Origin of the sequence: Halomonas sp. KX33721 (assembly GCF_001596805.1) — a bacterium.
GTDB lineage: Bacteria > Pseudomonadota > Gammaproteobacteria > Pseudomonadales > Halomonadaceae > Vreelandella > Vreelandella aquamarina.
Genome location: NZ_LVIA01000012.1, coordinates 39933 through 58000, shown reverse-complemented (window position 1 = coordinate 58000; position 18068 = coordinate 39933). Strand labels below are relative to the sequence as shown.

Annotated in this window: 19 protein-coding genes and 1 other RNA gene; 4 read left to right on the top strand and 16 right to left on the bottom strand. The window is 55.2% G+C overall.

Annotated features, from left to right (window positions below; translation table 11 throughout):
- Nucleotides 1-33 precede the first annotated feature (33 nt).
- From mraY to rsmI, 8 genes are all read right to left on the bottom strand, one after another.
- A complete protein-coding gene (gene mraY, locus A3220_RS04430; RefSeq protein WP_044629186.1) occupies nucleotides 34-1116 on the bottom strand; it encodes a phospho-N-acetylmuramoyl-pentapeptide-transferase in 1083 nt (360 codons plus the stop codon).
- Between the two features lie 9 nt (nucleotides 1117-1125).
- Nucleotides 1126-2481, bottom strand: coding sequence for a UDP-N-acetylmuramoyl-tripeptide--D-alanyl-D-alanine ligase (gene murF / locus A3220_RS04425; RefSeq protein WP_062373411.1), 1356 nt, complete (start codon nucleotides 2479-2481; stop codon nucleotides 1126-1128).
- Nucleotides 2481-3971, bottom strand: coding sequence for a UDP-N-acetylmuramoyl-L-alanyl-D-glutamate--2,6-diaminopimelate ligase (locus A3220_RS04420; protein WP_062373408.1), 1491 nt, complete (start codon nucleotides 3969-3971; stop codon nucleotides 2481-2483). Before A3220_RS04420 ends, murF begins: the two co-directional genes overlap by 1 nt.
- 16 nt (nucleotides 3972-3987) lie before the next feature.
- Nucleotides 3988-5694, bottom strand: coding sequence for a penicillin-binding transpeptidase domain-containing protein (locus A3220_RS04415; protein WP_062373406.1), 1707 nt, complete (start codon nucleotides 5692-5694; stop codon nucleotides 3988-3990).
- Complete coding sequence (gene ftsL, locus A3220_RS04410) at nucleotides 5691-6026, bottom strand: cell division protein FtsL (protein WP_044629182.1); 336 nt, start codon at nucleotides 6024-6026, stop codon at nucleotides 5691-5693. The genes A3220_RS04415 and ftsL overlap by 4 nt, the downstream gene beginning before the upstream one ends.
- Before the next feature lie 2 nt (nucleotides 6027-6028).
- Nucleotides 6029-6982: a 16S rRNA (cytosine(1402)-N(4))-methyltransferase RsmH gene (rsmH, locus tag A3220_RS04405; RefSeq protein ID WP_062373403.1), complete on the bottom strand. Its 954-nt coding sequence runs from the start codon at nucleotides 6980-6982 to the stop codon at nucleotides 6029-6031.
- A gap of 52 nt (nucleotides 6983-7034) precedes the next feature.
- Nucleotides 7035-7405, bottom strand: an RNA gene (gene rnpB / locus A3220_RS04400) — RNase P RNA component class A.
- Between the two features lie 32 nt (nucleotides 7406-7437).
- A complete protein-coding gene (rsmI, locus tag A3220_RS04395) occupies nucleotides 7438-8295 on the bottom strand; it encodes a 16S rRNA (cytidine(1402)-2'-O)-methyltransferase (protein ID WP_062373401.1) in 858 nt (285 codons plus the stop codon).
- Between the two features lie 112 nt (nucleotides 8296-8407).
- Here rsmI and A3220_RS04390 point away from each other — a divergent pair, with 112 nt between their 5' ends.
- From A3220_RS04390 to A3220_RS04375, 4 genes are read left to right on the top strand one after another with little or no spacing between them, the layout of a single operon-like run.
- Nucleotides 8408-9916 (top strand): penicillin-binding protein activator, encoded by a 1509-nt coding sequence (locus A3220_RS04390; protein ID WP_044629179.1) that lies wholly within the window; start codon nucleotides 8408-8410, stop codon nucleotides 9914-9916.
- Nucleotides 9906-10277 carry a YraN family protein gene (locus A3220_RS04385; RefSeq protein WP_044629178.1) on the top strand — a complete coding sequence of 124 codons (372 nt, stop codon included), beginning with the start codon at nucleotides 9906-9908 and terminating at the stop codon, nucleotides 10275-10277. Before A3220_RS04390 ends, A3220_RS04385 begins: the two co-directional genes overlap by 11 nt.
- A gap of 22 nt (nucleotides 10278-10299) precedes the next feature.
- On the top strand, nucleotides 10300-10893 hold the full coding sequence (locus tag A3220_RS04380; RefSeq protein ID WP_054641051.1) for a phosphoheptose isomerase: 594 nt from the start codon (nucleotides 10300-10302) through the stop codon (nucleotides 10891-10893).
- A gap of 44 nt (nucleotides 10894-10937) precedes the next feature.
- Nucleotides 10938-11510, top strand: coding sequence for a BON domain-containing protein (locus A3220_RS04375; protein ID WP_054641050.1), 573 nt, complete (start codon nucleotides 10938-10940; stop codon nucleotides 11508-11510).
- An 82-nt stretch (nucleotides 11511-11592) separates the two neighbouring features.
- On the opposite strand, the gene A3220_RS04370 is transcribed toward A3220_RS04375, so the two are convergent.
- From A3220_RS04370 to zapE, 8 genes are all read right to left on the bottom strand, one after another.
- Nucleotides 11593-12090 carry a ClpXP protease specificity-enhancing factor gene (locus A3220_RS04370; protein WP_062373398.1) on the bottom strand — a complete coding sequence of 166 codons (498 nt, stop codon included), beginning with the start codon at nucleotides 12088-12090 and terminating at the stop codon, nucleotides 11593-11595.
- Nucleotides 12091-12151: 61 nt separating this feature from the next.
- A complete protein-coding gene (sspA, locus tag A3220_RS04365; protein ID WP_044629174.1) occupies nucleotides 12152-12778 on the bottom strand; it encodes a stringent starvation protein SspA in 627 nt (208 codons plus the stop codon).
- A 146-nt stretch (nucleotides 12779-12924) separates the two neighbouring features.
- A complete protein-coding gene (locus tag A3220_RS04360) occupies nucleotides 12925-13692 on the bottom strand; it encodes a cytochrome c1 (protein ID WP_044629969.1) in 768 nt (255 codons plus the stop codon).
- On the bottom strand, nucleotides 13692-14951 hold the full coding sequence (locus A3220_RS04355; protein ID WP_044629968.1) for a cytochrome bc complex cytochrome b subunit: 1260 nt from the start codon (nucleotides 14949-14951) through the stop codon (nucleotides 13692-13694). Before A3220_RS04355 ends, A3220_RS04360 begins: the two co-directional genes overlap by 1 nt.
- Nucleotides 14951-15550: a ubiquinol-cytochrome c reductase iron-sulfur subunit gene (gene petA, locus A3220_RS04350; protein ID WP_062373395.1), complete on the bottom strand. Its 600-nt coding sequence runs from the start codon at nucleotides 15548-15550 to the stop codon at nucleotides 14951-14953. The genes A3220_RS04355 and petA overlap by 1 nt, the downstream gene beginning before the upstream one ends.
- A 209-nt stretch (nucleotides 15551-15759) precedes the next feature.
- Nucleotides 15760-16149: a 30S ribosomal protein S9 gene (gene rpsI / locus A3220_RS04345; RefSeq protein WP_044629966.1), complete on the bottom strand. Its 390-nt coding sequence runs from the start codon at nucleotides 16147-16149 to the stop codon at nucleotides 15760-15762.
- A gap of 13 nt (nucleotides 16150-16162) precedes the next feature.
- Nucleotides 16163-16591, bottom strand: a complete 429-nt coding sequence (gene rplM, locus A3220_RS04340) for a 50S ribosomal protein L13 (RefSeq protein ID WP_044629965.1) — start codon at nucleotides 16589-16591, stop codon at nucleotides 16163-16165.
- 178 nt (nucleotides 16592-16769) lie between these two features.
- The gene (zapE, locus tag A3220_RS04335) at nucleotides 16770-17951 is read right to left on the bottom strand and encodes a cell division protein ZapE (protein WP_062373393.1); all 1182 of its coding nucleotides are present in this window, start codon (nucleotides 17949-17951) and stop codon (nucleotides 16770-16772) included.
- Between the last annotated feature and the right edge of the window lie 117 nt (nucleotides 17952-18068).

The window sequence follows — 18068 nt, the reverse complement described above, 5'->3', positions numbered from 1 at the left end:
AGGCGGCCTGTGCGCCGCCTACTGTTTCTTTGATTAACGAACTTTGAGCGTGGCCAAGCCTAGCAGCACAAGTACCACGGTAATAATCCAGAAGCGCACGATAACCCGCGGCTCTGGCCACCCTTTCAGCTCGTAGTGGTGATGTAGCGGTGCCATGCGGAAGATGCGGCGTCCAGTTAGTTTGTAGGAGCCTACCTGGAGGATCACCGAGACGGTTTCCAGTACAAAAATACCGCCCATGATAAAGAGCACGATCTCTTGACGGACAATGACCGCGACTACCCCTAACGCAGCCCCTAGGGCAAGGGCACCTACGTCGCCCATAAATACCTGGGCGGGATAGGTGTTAAACCATAAAAAGCCAAGACCGGCACCCGCGATGGTGGCACAAAATACTGCTAACTCGCCGGTGCCGTGGATAAAAGGGATATGCAGGTAGTTGGCAAACACCGCATTACCGCTGGCATAAGCAAATACAGAGAGCCCCATCGCCACCAGCACAGTGGGCATAATCGCCAAGCCATCCAAACCGTCGGTAAGGTTGACGGCGTTGGAGCTGCCGACGATGACGAAGTAGCTCAATACGATGTAGAACAAGCCCAACGACAGCGCAACGTCCTTGAACAGCGGAATGAGCAGACTGGTTTCGGCGGGCGTGGTGGCCGTGGCGTACAGAATGATGGCGGCTCCCAGGCCGACCACCGACTGCCAGAAATATTTCCAACGTGCAGGCAGGCCTCGTGGGTTCTTTTCAACCACTTTACGATAATCGTCGACCCACCCGATGGCGCCAAAGCCCAGCGTCACCAGCAGCACGATCCAGACGTAATAGTTGGTCAGGTCACCCCACAGCAAGGTGCTGATCGCAATCGCCAGCAGGATCATGGCGCCGCCCATGGTCGGCGTACCTGCTTTGGAAAGATGCGACTGTGGGCCGTCGTCGCGAACGGCCTGGCCAATCTGCCCTTCGACCAGGCGACGTATCACCCAGGGCCCCAGCCAAAGGCACAGCATCAGCGCGGTGAGCGCGGCGAGAATGACGCGCAGCGTCAAATAATTGAACACCTGAAACGCAGTTTGGAATTGAGCTAAAAAATTCGCCAAGTGAAGTAACATGAACGGCGCTTACCTTGTTTCATCCGCACGCAGCGCAGCAATGACCGTTTCCATGCCTGCACTACGTGACCCTTTCACCAGCAGAGTGGTGTTAGGCGGAAGAGTATTAAGAACATGACGCACAAGCGTCTCGTGATCGTCAAAGTGTTGCCCGCGACCAAAGGCACTTGAAGCCGCGCGCGCCGCCTCGCCAAACGTTAATAACGTATCGATGCCTAACGACGCGGCGTAGCGGCCAATCTCTGCATGTAAAGCTTGGGACTCACTACCCAACTCACCTATTGCCCCGAGTGCACACCAGCGTGGCGCTGGGAAGCTCGCGAGCGCGTCCAAGGCAGCTTTAACCGCCCCTGGATTTGCATTGTAAGTGTCATCCAACAACGTTGCATTGCGTAACCCCGGCACCACGCTTAGCCGCCCCGAAAGCGAGGTTAAACAGCTTAATCCTGTCACGACGTGCTCTGGCGTTACTCCTAGCGCTAGCGCTGCTGCCGATGCGGCCAGGGCATTACTGACATTATGTTTGCCGATAAGCGGCAACTGCACTTCACCCATGATTTGGCCGTGCGCAACAAGCGTGAAAGCATACCGCCCCTGGGGGTCGCAGGAAAGTGCCCTCGCGTGAACGTCCGCATCGTCATGTAAGCCATAGCTTACAATTTGCCGAGGGGCAGCACAGGCGGCCCAAAAAGCGTAGTAGCGGTCATCCCTATTAATGACGGCAGTACCATGACCGCTAAGACCCGAGAAAATTTCACTCTTCGCCTGAGCAATTTGGCCCATGCCGCCAAACTCGCCCACATGAGCGCCAGTCACGTTAGTGATAATAGCGACCTGCGGTGCAGTGAGCTGGCTAGTCCAGGCGATCTCGCCTAAATGATTAGCGCCTAGCTCAATAACGCCCGCTTGATGTTCGCTCGATAAGCGCAGCAGGGTTAACGGCGCACCAATATCGTTATTCAAGTTGCCTGCTGTCGCCAGCACGCAACCTAGCGGTGCTAACAGCGCAGCAGTCATTTCTTTTACCGTGGTTTTACCGCTATTACCCGTCACCGCCACCAGCGGCAGGATAAAGCGCTGACGCCAAGCCCGCGCGACCAGCCCAAGTCCTAACCGCGTATCGGCGCACACCAACTGAGGTAGAGCGCTATCCACCTCACGCTCTACCAGGGCTGCTGCGGCCCCTTGCTCTTTGGCATGCTCTACAAACTCATGGCCATCAAAGCGCGGCCCTTTTAGCGCGATAAATAGACAGCCCGGCACAATTTTACGCGTGTCGGTCACTACCGCTGAAATGGGCAAGTTGGCGCTCTCAGCCGAGATATCGCAGCCAAGGGCGGCGGCTACTTCTACCAACGCCCACATTAGGGGGTTCCCCGTGTGGCAAGGGCGTGGAGCACCTGCTCGACATCTTGATAAGGGTGGCGAACTCCGTCTATCTCTTGATAGGTTTCATGACCTTTTCCTGCAACGAGAATTACATCGTCAGGAGCGGCTTGATGAACCGCGTAAAGAATGGCTTGTCGGCGGTCACCTCTATCATCTACTGGCACACTACCGGCAAAGCCTGCGTGGATTTGCTGACGAATCTGCTCGGCAGACTCACTGCGTGGGTTGTCATCGGTGACGACCACGTGATCAGCCAGTTGCTCTGCTACTTTCGCCATTTCAGCGCGCTTCCCTGTATCCCGCTCACCGCCGCAGCCAAACAGGCACCATAGCTTGCCTTGACTGCCCAAATGGGCACGCAAAGCACCCAACGCACTCTGCAGTGCATCTGGCGTGTGGGCATAATCTACCACCACGCTAGGGGCGTTATCACCACCGTAGCAGGCCATGCGCCCCGGCACAGGAGAAAGCACTGCTGCTGCTTCAAAGATCGCATCCAGCGGCTCACCTAATCCGTAAAGTACGGCCATGGCAAGTAGTACATTATCCAGGTTGAAACGCCCCACGAGCCCTAGCTGCAGGACTTTTTCGCCTTCTGGGGTGGCTATCAGCGCCTGCTGCCCAAGGGCATGGGGCTGCCAATCTAGAACGCGCAGCGTCACTGCCTCATCGGTACCTGTCGCTAGTACGCGTACATCGCTATCGCAGCCCGCCAGCATCAACTTAGCGAGAGGATCATCACCATTGACCACCGCAAGAGATAGCTCGGTGCGTCTAAACAGCTTGGCTTTAGCGGCCGCGTAAGCCGCCATACTGCCGTGATAATCCAAATGATCTCGCGTCAGATTGGTGAAGACCGCGACGTTGACATCGACTGCGTCCAAACGCTGCTGATCTAACGCATGAGAAGAGGCTTCAAGCGCAACGCGCTTAACGCCCTGACGCGCTAGCTCACCCAGTGTTGCTTGCAGTGCCAACGGGCCTGGCGTGGTTAGACCGCTCTCAAGCAGCTTACCTGGCCGACCCACGCCCAGCGTCCCAATCACACCCGCTTGGGTGCCTAACTGCTCACTTAGCTCGGCCACATAGTGAGTCACCGAACTTTTGCCGTTCGTTCCCGTAACAGCAATGACCTCCAGACCACGAGGAACATCAAATAGCGCTCGACCTAATTCGCCTAGGCGTAGCGAAAGATGGGGGAGAAATAACACCCGTTCCTCTAGCCCTATGTCGCTATCCTTGGTGTGAGCCAGCACCAGCGAGGCACCCTTGGCCAGCGCTTGTTCGATATATTCGCGTCCATCGCGCTGACTACCAGGCACGGCCACGAACACGTCTCCAGCGGCCAGGGCGCGAGAATCCGTTCTTAAACTGAGCTGCTGAGGCAGGTCAGGCAATGCTGGCAGCTTGGCGCTGGGCCAGACGTGGTGCAACGCTTTCCATAACTGGTCTGGGCATATGGTCATGCCATCTCCTTAAACACTATTCGACCTCGTAGTCAGGCGGCACATCCAGTAGCCGCAACGCATTACCGGTGACACTAGAGAACACCGGCGCTGCCACCGCTCCACCATAAAATTCGCCTGCTTTGGGATGGTCAATCATCACCACCGTCACGATACGCGGGTCCGAAATGGGCGCAATACCCGCAAAGACGCTGCGATAGGCATCATTGGCGTAGCCTTGCTGGCCCGTTTTACGCACAGTGCCGGTTTTTCCGCCAACGCGATACCCTTCTACACGAGCACGTCGCCCACCTGTATAGGCGCCAACCGAGGTTTCTAAGATTTCTAGTAAGTCGTTGGCAACACTCGGCTCAATGGCCGGGATACCTTGGGGCGGCTCTGACAACCTTAACAGCGAAGGGGGTAAGCGTTCACCATTATTAGCCAACGCAGTATAAGCACTGGCTAGCTGAACGGCCGTTACCGATAAACCATACCCATAAGAGAGGGCTGCTCGCTCACTTCTAGACCACCGAATCCGAGCCGGTAGATTGCCCGTAGACTCCCCTGGGAAGCCTGTTCCGGGGCTTTGCCCCAGGCCGAGCTGATTATACTTCTCCCAAATAGCCGTATCGCTTAGCTGCAGAGCCAAGCGAGACATGCCAATGTTAGAAGATTTTTCAAGAATACCCGCGAGATCCAGTTCACCGTAGTTACGGAAGTCTCGGATCGTAAATTGATCAAGCCTCATCCATCCAGGCGATGTATCTACCACAGCATCACGGCCAACAATACCGCTTTCAAGCACCGCTGCCATGGCTAACGGCTTCATGACCGAACCAGGCTCGAATACATCCACTAGCGCTTGATTACGCAAACCACGAGGATCTAAGCCCGCTCGGTTATTGGGGTTGTAAGACGGCAGATTGGCCATTGCCAGGACTTCACCTGTACGGGCATCCATCATGACCAAAACACCACCATCTGCTTGATGTTCAGCCACTGCAGCGCGCAATTCTCGATATGCCATGTACTGGATACGCTGATCAATCGCCAGGGTCAGCTCTCCGCCTGGCTGCGCTTCACGAATCACGCCCAGCTCTCGCACCAGCCGACCGCGCCGGTCTTTGATGACACGACGCTGCCCCGGGTGACCCGCTAGGTAGGGCTGATAAGCGAGCTCTAAGCCCTCCTGACCGACGTCGTCTACGTTGGTGACGCCGAGTATTTGGGCCGCCACCTCTCCAGCCGGGTAGTAGCGCTTGTATTCACGCTGTGGATAGACACCCGGCGTGCGCAGATCGAGGATGCGCTGCGCAGCGTCTGGGGTCATCTGTCGGCGCAAATACATGAATTCGCGGCTACTGTAGCGCGCCACCCGGGACTCGAAGTCATCCAGTGACATCCCCAGCGCCTGCGCCAGCATGACACGCTGGATGGCGTCTGTAGGCAACTCTTGAGGGTTCGCCCAAAGCGTCACGACCGGCGTGGATATTGCCAGTGGCTCGCCGTTACGGTCAGTGATCATTCCGCGGTGAGCAGGAATAGCTTCATGGCGCAGCGTGCGGGCATCACCCTGGCTCTGCAAAAATGGGCGATCAATCACCTGTAGCAGTGTAATTCGCCCAATCAAAATGGCAGAGGCGAGACCAACTGCTAACAAAATAAAGAAAAAGCGCCCACCAGCAAGCGGCGGCGCAATAGGATATTGGCGGGACTTCCCTCCCCGACCTTCACGCTTCATGGCCGAATCACCTCGACATCATTTACGTCAGGAATACGCATCTCTAGCCGTTCCGTGGCAATTTGTTCAATGCGGGCTGGCGTTGCCCAAGCCCCCTCTTCCAACAGCAGTTGGCCCCACTCGGTCTGGAGCTGGTTTTCTTCCTGCTCTAACCGCTGAAGCTCAGCAAACTGTACCCGCGTCATATGGGTGGTGGTCACTACTGCTAAGCCAGTCAATAAACAGGCAAAAAACAGCACAATCATGGTGATGGGCCACAGGCGAAGGCGCAGTTTAAACGGCCACTCCGCCCTCAGCGTGGAAGCCCAATGCTCTAGCCGCTCAATGCTCATTGTTAGCCTCGCTTACGGGCCGCCCGCATAACGGCACTACGCGCGCGGGGGTTAGCATCCACTTCCTCGTCGCTCGGGCGACTGCCTTTGCCCAATGCTTCAAGGCGACGATTCAACTGATCATCACGAATGGGCACACCCCGTGGCAAGTGGGTGTCACCGCGCACATGATGGCGGATAAACCGCTTCACACGGCGATCTTCCAAGGAGTGAAAGCTGATGACCACTAGATGACCGCCCGGCGCTAGCGCTTCAAGCGCTGCCTCTAAGGCGGCATCCAGCTGATCAAGTTCCCCATTAAGATAAATACGCAGCCCCTGAAACGCTTTGGTCGCCGGGTGCCGACCTTTTTCCCATGCTGGGTGGGCGGCTTTCAGCACCTCCGCCAAATCCACCGTGTGGGTAAAAGGCTTCTCCACGCGTCGTTTCACCACGGCGTTAGCTAGGCGCTTGGCGTAGCGCTCCTCACCGTAGGTTTTAAAGACGTTGGCAATATCGGCTTCACTGGCTCGCGCCAAAAACTCGGCGGCACTTTCCCCTTGCGTGGGATCCATGCGCATATCTAGCGGGCCGTTGCGCATAAAGCTAAAACCGCGCACAGGATCATCAAGCTGCGGGGATGAGACGCCCACATCCAGCAAAACACCAGAGAGTTTGCCGTAGAGCCCCTGCTCTTTGGCAAATTCAGCCAAGTGAGCAAATTCACGCTGAGTAATGTGGAAACGGGAGTCTTCTATCTCAGCAGCGGCGGCAATGGCCTGAGGGTCGCGATCCATGGCCAACAAGCGACCCTGCTCGCTTAAGCGCGAAAGAATTAACCGGGAGTGACCGCCACGGCCAAAGGTACCATCTAGGTAGATACCTTCAGAATCATGGACCAGTGCATCTACCGCTCCTTCCAATAAAACGCTGGTATGACGAAAACGGGTGACCTGATCAGCGTCAGCAGAAGGCATGTTACTCTCACACATAATTTGGGAAGGCGTGCTTGGCACGCCTTTCATGGAAATGGGGAGTCGGCCGATAAGCCGGGTTCTGTCGTGGACAGTCATTCCTCTAGGCGCTGCGTCACCGCAGCGCTCAAGCAACCTACCCGGACCCAGCGCGGGCCACGCCATTGGGTCCCTATTTGGTCTTGCTCCGAGTGGGGTTTACCATGCCACGCACTGTTGCCAGGCGCGCGGTGCGCTCTTACCGCACCCTTTCACCCTTACCGGCCCCTGAGGTTTATTTCAGGGACTTAGGCGGTCTACTCTCTGCTGCACTTTCCGTCGGCTTACGCCGCCCAGGCGTTACCTGGCACTCTGCCCTATGGAGCCCGGACTTTCCTCCCCCAACACCTTTTAAAGGGTATTAGCGGCGACTGTCTGGCCAACTCCGGCGGCAAGCATACCAGCGCCCTGCGCTCGCCTCAATGCTGACCTTTCATTGCCTGCAACCGGGCGTACCACTCCTGCTTACGGCCACCCAGCATTCTGGCCGCAATCGAGGCCCCCTGTTTGACACCCACCCCCTCTGCCAGCAGGGCAGCTAACAGCTCATTGGCCTCTATCGACTGCTCATCTCCCTGCACCGCCGGAGGGGCACCAGAAATAATTATTACAAACTCACCCCGGCTCTGGTTAGGATCTTCAGCGAGCTGATCACGAAGCGCTGCCGGTGATCCCTGAAGAAATGTTTCAAAGGTTTTGGTCAACTCTCGTGCCAGCACCACCGTGCGCTCAGGCATTTGCTCACATAGCGCCTCAAGCGTATGCACAATGCGGTGGGGCGACTCGTAAAATACCAACGTTTCTTCACGGCTCTGCCACTTCTCCAACGCTTGGCGGCGAGCGCTGGGCTTGGCAGGCAGAAAGCCCCCAAACGTAAAGCGGTCGGTGGGCAGCCCCGCTCCAGAAAGCGCGGTGACCAGCGCGCACGGCCCAGGCAGCGGAACAATGTGGCGCCCTCTGGCGCGTAGTTCCCGCACCAGCACGAAACCGGGATCGCAAATCAGCGGCGTACCGGCATCACTGATCAGTGCAATACTTTCACCAGCTGATAAATAACCATCGAGCGTATCGACCCGCTGGGCTTCATTGTGCTCATGCAGCGATATCATCGGCGTATTCACCCCTAAGTGGGCAAGCAGCCGCGCGCTATGTCGCGTATCTTCCGCCGCAATACGCGATACATCGGCTAATACCCGAGCAGCACGCGGCGTTAAGTCGTCCAAATTCCCAATTGGCGTGGCAACCACGTACAATGTACCCGGATGTTGGTGTGTCATCGTGACTCCCGATTTGTTAATGGTTTGCCCTGACGGTGCGCTATGCTTATGGAAAACCACGCTAACCTGCTGATAGACCGCGACAGCGCAAATGGAAACTAAGGAAGGATACATGAAACAGTCACTTCGTGGCCTGTTGGCCACTGCCTTCATGGCACTTCTCATCACCGGGTGCGCCATGCAACCGCCGAGCGTGGTTGACCGAGTACCCGACCAGGATGCCGGCCGCTTGCTCAGTCAAGCCGAACAGCAAGCCCCAGAGCAGGCCGCTCGCACACGTCTGGAAGCCGCCAATATTTTGGCCCGCCAGGGCCAGCGTGAAAACGCCTTTGATACCGCCAGCAGCATTGATGAAACGCTGCTTAACGACGCCGATCGCGTGCGCTGGGCCATGCTATTTTCAGAGCTTGCTCGCGGGTTAAACGACCCACGCGCCGTGTTGCGCGCAACACAAGTCTTGGACGATGAGCTACCTATGCAGGCAAATCAGCAGCAAACCCTTGCTGAGCGCCAACAGTGGGCACAGCAAACGCTTGATCAGCAGCCGGGGCAAGTTCAAGTCACCTTACCTGAACTTGAGGGCACCGAAATTCGCCGTATTGTGGTTGCACTACCGGAATCTGGCCCGCTAAGCAGCGTTGCCAATACACTTGCCACCGCCATACGCCGCCATAACGAGATTAGTGCTGACGGCGTTCAGTTAAGTTTTATCGATGCTGCCCAGTACTCGCTCGACGAACTGTATAGCCGCGCTCAGCAAATGAATGCCCAGCTAATGATTGGCCCGCTCGATAAGGATCAGGTGTCTCAGCTTGAGCAGCGTGACAGCGTACCCCTGCCTACACTAGCGCTGAACTATGGCAGCGGTGCCAACAACCAAGCACAACGTCTACTGCAGTACGGCTTATCTGCAGAAGGTGAAGCCCGGCAGGCAGCGCGCCGTGCTTATCAGGATGGCCAGCGCCAAATGTCGGTGATGGTGCCGGATAATGACTGGGGCCGCCGAGTTGGTGAAGCCTTCTGGAACGAGTTTCAGCGCCTGGGTGGCGAGGTGACGAATGCAGTGCGCTACAATCCGAGCAGCCCAGTTTCCAACGCTGTGCAAACCGCGCTGAATGTTAGCGGCGAGCGCGCCCGCCTTGGCAACATTGACGCCCTCTTCCTACTAGCGCTTCCCGATTACGCACGCCAGGTGCCGCCCACGCTGGATTATTACTACGCTCCTGACCTGCCCATCTACGCCACCTCGCACCTACATGAAGGCCGGCTGCAAACGCGCTTGGATCAGGATCTGAACGATGTGATGTTCATGGACATTCCCTGGCAAATTCCAGATGCTGCAGTAGGCGGAGAAGAGGTACTACCTTTTTACCCTACCTACCAGCAGTTGCGCGATGAGGCAGATGCCTCGATGTTCCGCTTGATGGCTATGGGTGTTGATGCTTATGAACTTGCTAAACGGATGTCGGACCTGTCCAGCCTAAACGGTTTAAACGGCAGCACTGGGACGTTATCGCTATCAAATGATGGCCGCATCCACCGCGAACTGCCCTGGGCCAAGTTTCAAAATGGCACACCGTCACCCATTTTAATTCCTGGCCTACTGGGTAATGAGCAATAATCCCCAAACTGCCCGTTATCGAGGTGCAGCCATTGAGCGGTTAGCCGCTCAATGGCTGCAGCAGCACGGCCTTCGCCTGGTCACCAACAATCACCATGTAAAAGGCGGAGAGCTTGATCTTGTGATGTATGACCAGGATATTTTGGTCTTTGTCGAGGTCAAACATCGCGCTACGACGCGCCATGGGCACCCCTTGGAAATGGTGAACGCGCAGAAGCGGCGTCGTTTAATTCGTGCGGCATCGCTCTATATTGCGCGACATAACCTCTCTTGCCCCTGCCGCTTTGATATCCTAGCCATTACAGGCACACCGCCCACTCTCGAGTTTCATTGGGAGCAAGCGGCTTTTGACGCTTATTAATACTCTTAACTAGGAAGCCCTGATGGACTTTCAATCCCGCATACTCAGCCATTTCAATGCCAGCATTGATACCAAAACCTATGCCAGCGAAGTACTGCCTCCTTTTATTGAAGTCGCCAGCCAAATGATGGTGCAGTGTCTGGTTAATGAAGGGAAAATTCTTGCGTGTGGTAACGGCGGCAGCGCCGGTGACAGTCAGCATTTTTCTTCTGAGTTACTGAACCGTTTTGAGCGTGAGCGCCCTAGCCTGCCTGCTTTAGCACTAACTACCGACACCTCGACCCTGACATCTATTGCTAATGACTATAGCTATAATGAGGTGTTCTCCAAGCAAATTCGCGCACTGGGCCAGCCAGGCGACGTACTGCTGGCTATTTCAACTAGCGGCAACTCCGCTAACGTTGTACAAGCGATCCAAGCGGCTCACGACCGCGACATGACCGTAGTCGCACTAACCGGGCGTGACGGCGGTAATATGGCCTCTTTACTGGGGCAAGACGACTGCGAGATCCGTGTTCCCGCCACCTCTACCGCACGCATCCAAGAAGTTCATTTACTCGTTATTCACTGCCTTTGTGATTTAATTGACGAACAGCTGTTTGGTGGCGCTGAGTAATAGCGCACGCCTTGCGAATAATTACTGATCAAGGAGTCATCCTCATGGCCCTGCACTTTTCATCCAAAACACTATTGGCTGCCACGCTCTGCGGCGTGATAGCACTAAGCGGTTGCGCCAACAATAGCGCCTCAAACCCCTCTAACTACGGCCAGCGTAGCAATGACGTAGAAGCTGTCGACGCCACGATTGAACGCGAAGTAGCGCGCGCGCTAGCTCGTGCCGATGCCCGCCTAGGCGATGCACGCATTCGCGCCCACAGCTATAACGGAACGCTGCTGCTAGTTGGACAGGTACCAAGCGAAGAGCTGAAAAACATGGCGGGTAACGTTGCATCGAACTTACGCGGCGTGGACAAAGTTCATAATGAGCTTACCGTCGCCGCCAACCTGCCCGCCACCCAGCGGCTAACAGATACGTGGCTGACCACCAATGTCATAAGCTACCTGGCAACGAATGACCGCATTGACTCTTCCAAACTGAAGGTCACCACGGAAAACGCCAGTGTCTATTTAATGGGCATGGTGACTCGGGAAGAGGCAGACCGCATTGTGAATGCAGCCTCCTCCGTGGGTGGCGTACAACGCATTGTTAAGGTTTTTGACTACCTTGACTAACACCTAGATGCTAGAAAACAGCCTCGCCAAATAGTTGGCGAGGCTGTTTTGTATTTGGCTACCGAGACTGCTATCTGACTGATTACTTCACAACGCGAAGCGTCGGTTTTTTCTTGGGCTTGCCATCGCCAGACGCCTTATCAGACGACTGGCTGGACGCTTGCTCAGAGGTTGGCTCAGTGAGTGTCAGCTCAGGCTTTGCCGATTCTGTGTCAGTGCCTGCTTCTCCAGCTTCATCATCCTGCTCTTCAAACCCAGCAGCATCAAGCTCAGGCTCGTGACCGAACACCATACCCGCACCATTCTCACGGGCGTAGATGGCGATAAGCGCAGGCGTTGGGATCATCACCTGCATAGGCTGGCCACCAAATCGAGCATTAAAACCAATCGCCTGATTTTCCATAAACAGGTCACGCACCGCCGTCGGCGCTACATTGAGCACAATTTGCCCATTCTGAACAAATTGCCTTGGTACTTCCACCCCAGGCTGCGTGGCGTCAACCACGAGGTAGGGCGTTAATTCATTGTCTAACAGCCACTCATAGAGGGCTCGGGCGAGATAGGGACGGCTCGATTTCATAAGACTCCCTCCTCCTAACAAATATGGCCTCTTGCCCACAGAGCTAAGAGGCCGAATGAACTCAAGCGCGCATCTCTTTTTCACGCTCATTCAAAGATTCTTTAAACGCTTCGCGCTCAAATACCCGCGACATGTAACCTAACAGCGGCTTCACTTGCTTCTCGGGCAACTCAATATTCAGCTCAGGTAAACGCCACAGGATCGGTGCCAAACAGCAATCTACCAGCGTAAACTCTTCACTCATGAAGTAAGGCATATCTTCAAAGATGGGCGAAATGCCAATGAGACTTTCACGCAGCTCTTTACGTGCCTTATCGGCCTCTTTCTTACCACCGGTGCGAATCTGCTCTAACATCGGGCACCATTCGCGCTCAATGCGATGCATCCACAGACGGCTTTGAGCACGCGCTACAGGATAGACCGGCAGCAAGGGCGGATGAGGAAAACGCTCATCCAGATATTCCATCATTACCTTGGATTCATAAAGCACCAAGTCACGATCCAGCAGCGTCGGAACGCTGTTGTACGGATTGAGGTCTGCTAACTCTTCAGGCGGCTGCTCCTCAGCGACATCGACGATGTCGACCGCTACTCCTTTTTCAGCCAGAACAATGCGCACTCGATGACTGAAATGATCATCACTACCCGAGTAAAAGATCATTGACGACCGCTTGGCCACAACACCCATGAAAGCATCCTCGCATCAAAACAATTCTCGATAATAACATGCCAGCACCCTCTTATGGGAAGGTAGCCAACGATACATAATCACGCCGCAAACAAAAGGCGCACGGCTTTCGCCGTGCGCCTGAACCGCCTATCCTACTTTACTGATTAGTGGACGTCTCGCCAGTACTCACGCTTGAGTAGGTAAGCAATCACACCAAAAATAAAGATAAAGATAAGTACTTTAGGTGCCAGGGCTTGCGCCTGCAGCTTGGAAGGCTCACCCACGTAGGCCAGGAAGTTGGTCAGGTCATATACCGCTTCCTCGAACTCGGCTGGCTCCATCGCCCCTGGCTGAGTCACTTGCAGCACATCACAAGACTGATACTTACCTGATAGCGGGTCGGGAGACTGCCCCGCCACCGGCTGATCGGTTTCGGCACACACCAACTCCTGAACGCCTTGGAGAGGCTCCAGCACGTTAGGCATCGCCACCAAATCGAACACGGTGTTATTCACACCAGTGGGACGACTCGGGTCTTTGTAAAAGCCCAACAGGTAGGAGTAGATCCAGTCAGTGCCACGTAGGCGCGCTTCCAGCGTCAGGTCGGGCGGCGGAGCGCCAAACCAAGACTCTGCATCGCCACGATCCATCGCAATGTGCATCTGGTCGTTGAACGCTAAGTCTGAGGAGAAGATTAAGTTCTCTTCTACCAGATCCTGGGGGATACCCAGATCATCAGCCGCGCGCGCAAAGCGCTGGTGCTCAAGCGAGTGACAGCCCATGCAGTAATTAACATAGAGCTTCATGCCATTTTGCAGAGACGCCTGATCCTGTAGGTCAGGCTCCATGCTGTGAGGCACACTTGCGCCACCAGCCGCCATCGCGGTTACCGGCACGATTGCGAAGAGCAGTGCTAATAGTTGCTTTTTCATTAGCCAGTCACCCTTTCCGGAACGGGTTTAGTCTTCTCCAGCTTGGTGTAGAGCGGCATCAGCAGGAAGAAGGCGAAGTAAATGGCTGTACACACTTGCGCCAAGATGGTGCGACCTGTTGTGGACGGCAGCACACCTAGAATACCAAGAATTACAAAGCTGATGCAGAACAGCAGCAGCATAACTTTGGACATCCAGCCTTTGTAGCGCATCGAGCGCACCGGGCTACGGTCGAGCCACGGCAGCACGAACAACACCGCGATGGCCGCACCCATGCAGACGACACCCAAGAACTTAGCGTCAAGACCAAACAGCGAGAAGGTAATCGCACGCAGAATGGCGTAGAACGGCGTGAAGTACCAAACCGGTGCAATGTGGTCAGGCGTTTTCAGCGGGTTAGCCGGTTCAAAGTTCGGCCGCTCGATGAAGTAGCCCCCCCCTTCCGGGAAGTAGAACACCACGACACTGAAGACAAACAAGAACACCGCAATACCAACCAAGTCCTTCACGGTGTAGTACGGGTGGAAAGCGATGCCGTCGAGCGGCTTGCCGGTCTCGTCTTTCTTCTGCTTGATTTCGATACCATCAGGGTTGTTAGAACCCACTTCATGCAGAGCAATGATGTGAAGCACGACTAATGCCAAAATCACGATGGGCAACGCAACGACGTGAAGCGCAAAGAAACGGTTCAACGTGATGCCTGAAATTAGGAAATCACCGCGCACCCACTGCGCTAGATCAGGGCCAATACCCGGGATGGCCGAGAACAGCGAGATAATGACCTGCGCCCCCCAGTAAGACATCTGACCCCATGGAAGCAGATAGCCCATGAAGGCTTCGGCCATCAGCAGAAGATAGATGGCCATACCAAAAATCCACACCAGCTCACGTGGCGCTTTGTAGGAACCATAAAGCAACCCGCGGAACATATGCAGATAGATGACCACGAAGAAGGCGGATGCCCCCGTCGTATGCATGTAGCGAATCAACCAGCCCCACTCGACATCACGCATGATGTACTCGACGGAGGCAAACGCACCTTCGGCAGAGGGATTGAAACTCATGGTCAACCAAACGCCGGTCAGGATTTGGTTGACCAGCACCAGCAGCGCCAACACGCCAAATATATAGAAGAAGTTGAAGTTCTTCGGCGCGTAGTACTTCGTCAGATGGTCTTGCATCATTTGCGTGGCGGGGAATCGGTCGTCCACCCAGCGCATGATGCCACTCTCGGCCTTCGCCTTATTTGGATTAGCCATTAGGCACTCTCCTCATCTTCGCCGATCACGATGATGTCATCGCTTTCAAAGCGATAGGGGGGCACTTCAAGGTTCGTCGGCGCAGGAACGTTGCTAAAGACGCGACCGGCCAAGTCAAAACGAGAGCCGTGGCATGGGCAGAAGAAACCACCCGGCCAGTTATCGACACCCACCCCTTCCGCATCCGGCTCGGGCCGATACAAGGGAGAACAGCCCAAATGGGTACAGATGCCGATCAAGACACCAATCTCAGGCTTGATCGAGCGCAGACCACCCTGGATATAGGCAGGCTGCTGTGGCACTTCGGACTCTGGATCCGCCAAGCTGTCAGCCCCTAGCGCTTCGGTCCGTTCGATCATCTCAGGCGTACGATTAATGATCCAAATCGGGCGACCACGCCACTCGACGGTTATACGCTGACCTGGCTCAAGCTTGGAAATATCCGCTTGAACCGGCGCGCCTGCCGCTCTTGCCTTGGCACTAGGCTGCCAAGATGCCACAAAGGGGACCGCAACCCCGACAGCGCCCACCGCCCCCACAACGGAGGTGGCGCCTACGAGGAAACGGCGCCGGCCTTTGTTTACGCCGTTATCTGCCATTTCTGGTTTCTCCCATCAGCTTACCCGTTCCGTCGCAAAGGCGTCTTGCGACGACGAATATCAAATACAGTCTATGTTAAAAAAACAAAGCGCTCTGCACAAGAACAACCGCCCCGGACCATGGTGGTACGAGCGTTATAATTTTTTGATACTCCAATAAAAAAACGCCCAGGTCTTTGACCTGGGCGTGTTTGCCACATAGCGTAAAATTAACGCTTGGAGAACTGCGGACGACGACGTGCTTTACGCAGACCGACTTTCTTACGCTCAACCTGACGAGCATCGCGGGTAACGTAACCAGCGGCACGCAGCGTAGGACGCAGGTCTTCGTTGTAGTTCATCAGGGCACGCGTGATGCCGTGACGAATAGCGCCAGCCTGTGAAGAGCCGCCGCCGCCTTCAACGGTAACGTAGACGTCGAACTGGTTTAGGGTTTCAGTCAACTCTAACGGCTGACGAACAACCATGCGACCGGTAACACGACCGAAGTACTGGTCAAGCTCACGGTTGTTGACGGTAATTTTGCCGGAACCCGGCTTCAGGAACACACGAGCGGTGGAAGTCTTGCGGCGCCCGGTACCGTAATACTGCTGTGTCATGGCGAAGATTTCCTCAGATGTTCAGTTCAAGCGGCTGCTGGGCAGCATGCGGATGCTCGGCACCGGCGTACACTTTTAACTTGGAGTACATGGCGCGACCCAACGGACCTTTCGGCAGCATGCCTTTAACGGCAGACTCGATGATACGCTCGGGAGCGTGGTCGAGCATTTTGTCGAATGTCATGGAGCGCAGACCGCCCGGGTAACCTGTGTGGCGGTAGTAGGTTTTAGCCTTCGCCTTGTTACCGGTTACTTGGACTTTCTCTGCATTGATCACGACGATGTAGTCGCCGGTATCAACGTGAGGGGTAAATTCGGGCTTATGCTTACCACGCAGGCGGCGAGCAATCTCGGTTGCCAGACGACCGAGCGTTTTGTCCGTAGCGTCGACAATGTACCAGTCGCGCTGGACGGACTGCGGCTTAGCACTGAACGTCTTCATGGATGAAATCACCAGATTAAGTGTGTTGGGTGACTCACACCGCCAAGCGGTGAAGCACCATCCCTATTTTTTTTTGGTTGCTGATTTTAGCCAGCAACGTGTAGCGAGGCGGCATTCTACAGTAAGCATGTGCCCAAGTTAAGTGCCGTAGCTATTTTTTTTGATGCATGCGCAGGCACTAGGGTTTATGAGCCAGCGCCAAGTACTCGCGAGACTGCATCTCCTGGAGCCGCGACAGAGTACGCTGAAACTCAAATGTGAGCTTACCGTCGTTATACAGCGACTCCACCGGCACTTCAGCGGACATCAACAGCTTTACGCCACGGTCATAAAACTCATCCACCATGTTGATAAAGCGCCGCGCCTGATCATCCGTTTTACCATCCATTCGCGGGACGTTGGCTACCAACACTGTGTGAAACTCCCGAGCAAGCTCGATATAGTCATTTTGGCTACGAGGGCCATCGCACAGCTCGGCAAACTCAAACCACACCACATCATCATGCAAGCGGCGAGTTTTCAGCACTCGGTGATTCACCTCCAGCGGCGCGCCCTCCTCACCCGACTGTCCGGCAATTTCTCTGAAGCTGCGTGCCAATTCCTGCTCGGCAGCGTCATCTAAAGGCGCATGGAAAATTTCTGCACGCTCAAGAGCACGCAAGCGGTAGTCGACCCCTGAATCAACGTTGACCACCTCACAGTGACGGTTCAGCAACTCAATAGCAGGCACAAATCGTGCACGCTGCAAGCCGTCTTTATAGAGGTCATTGGGTACAATATTCGACGTCGCCACCAGCACAACACCACGCTCAAACAGTGCTTCCAGCAAATTGGCCAGAATCATCGCGTCGGTAATGTCTTTAACAAAAAACTCATCAAAGCAGATTACCCTCGCCTCTGCCGCAAATTTACCGGCGATGAGCGTAAGCGGATTTTTCTCGCCCTTATAGCGTGTCAGCTCGTTGTGCACCCGCTGCATAAAGCGGTGGAAATGCGTGCGCATCTTCTCGGGAAACGGCAGTGCTTCATAAAAGGTATCGACTAAGTAAGTTTTTCCACGCCCCACGCCACCCCAAAAATAGAGCCCTTTCACCTGCGGTACTGGGGGTTTGGCCGGTTCATTTTTCTTACCCAGCAAGCCTGCCATTTTGGCCTTGATGCCTTTACTGGCGACTATCGCTTTGGGCACCGTGGTCGGCGCTGACACCAACTCATCATAGAGGCGCTGCAGATGCTTCACTGCTTGTTCTTGGGCAGAGTCATATTGGAAATCGCTACGCTTGAGGTCTTCTTGATAACGCTCAAGCGGCGTTGGCCGGCGCGTTTGATCAGACGCCTGACGTGCAGATACTGATGCCATTAATGTGCTCCCGCAACGCATTGTCCAAGCCGTATCCTCGACGCGCCACCGCCCGCCAGATAAAGCTTGCTCAATAAAATGGGGCTAATTATACGCCGCTTAAACGCTAAGCGCATG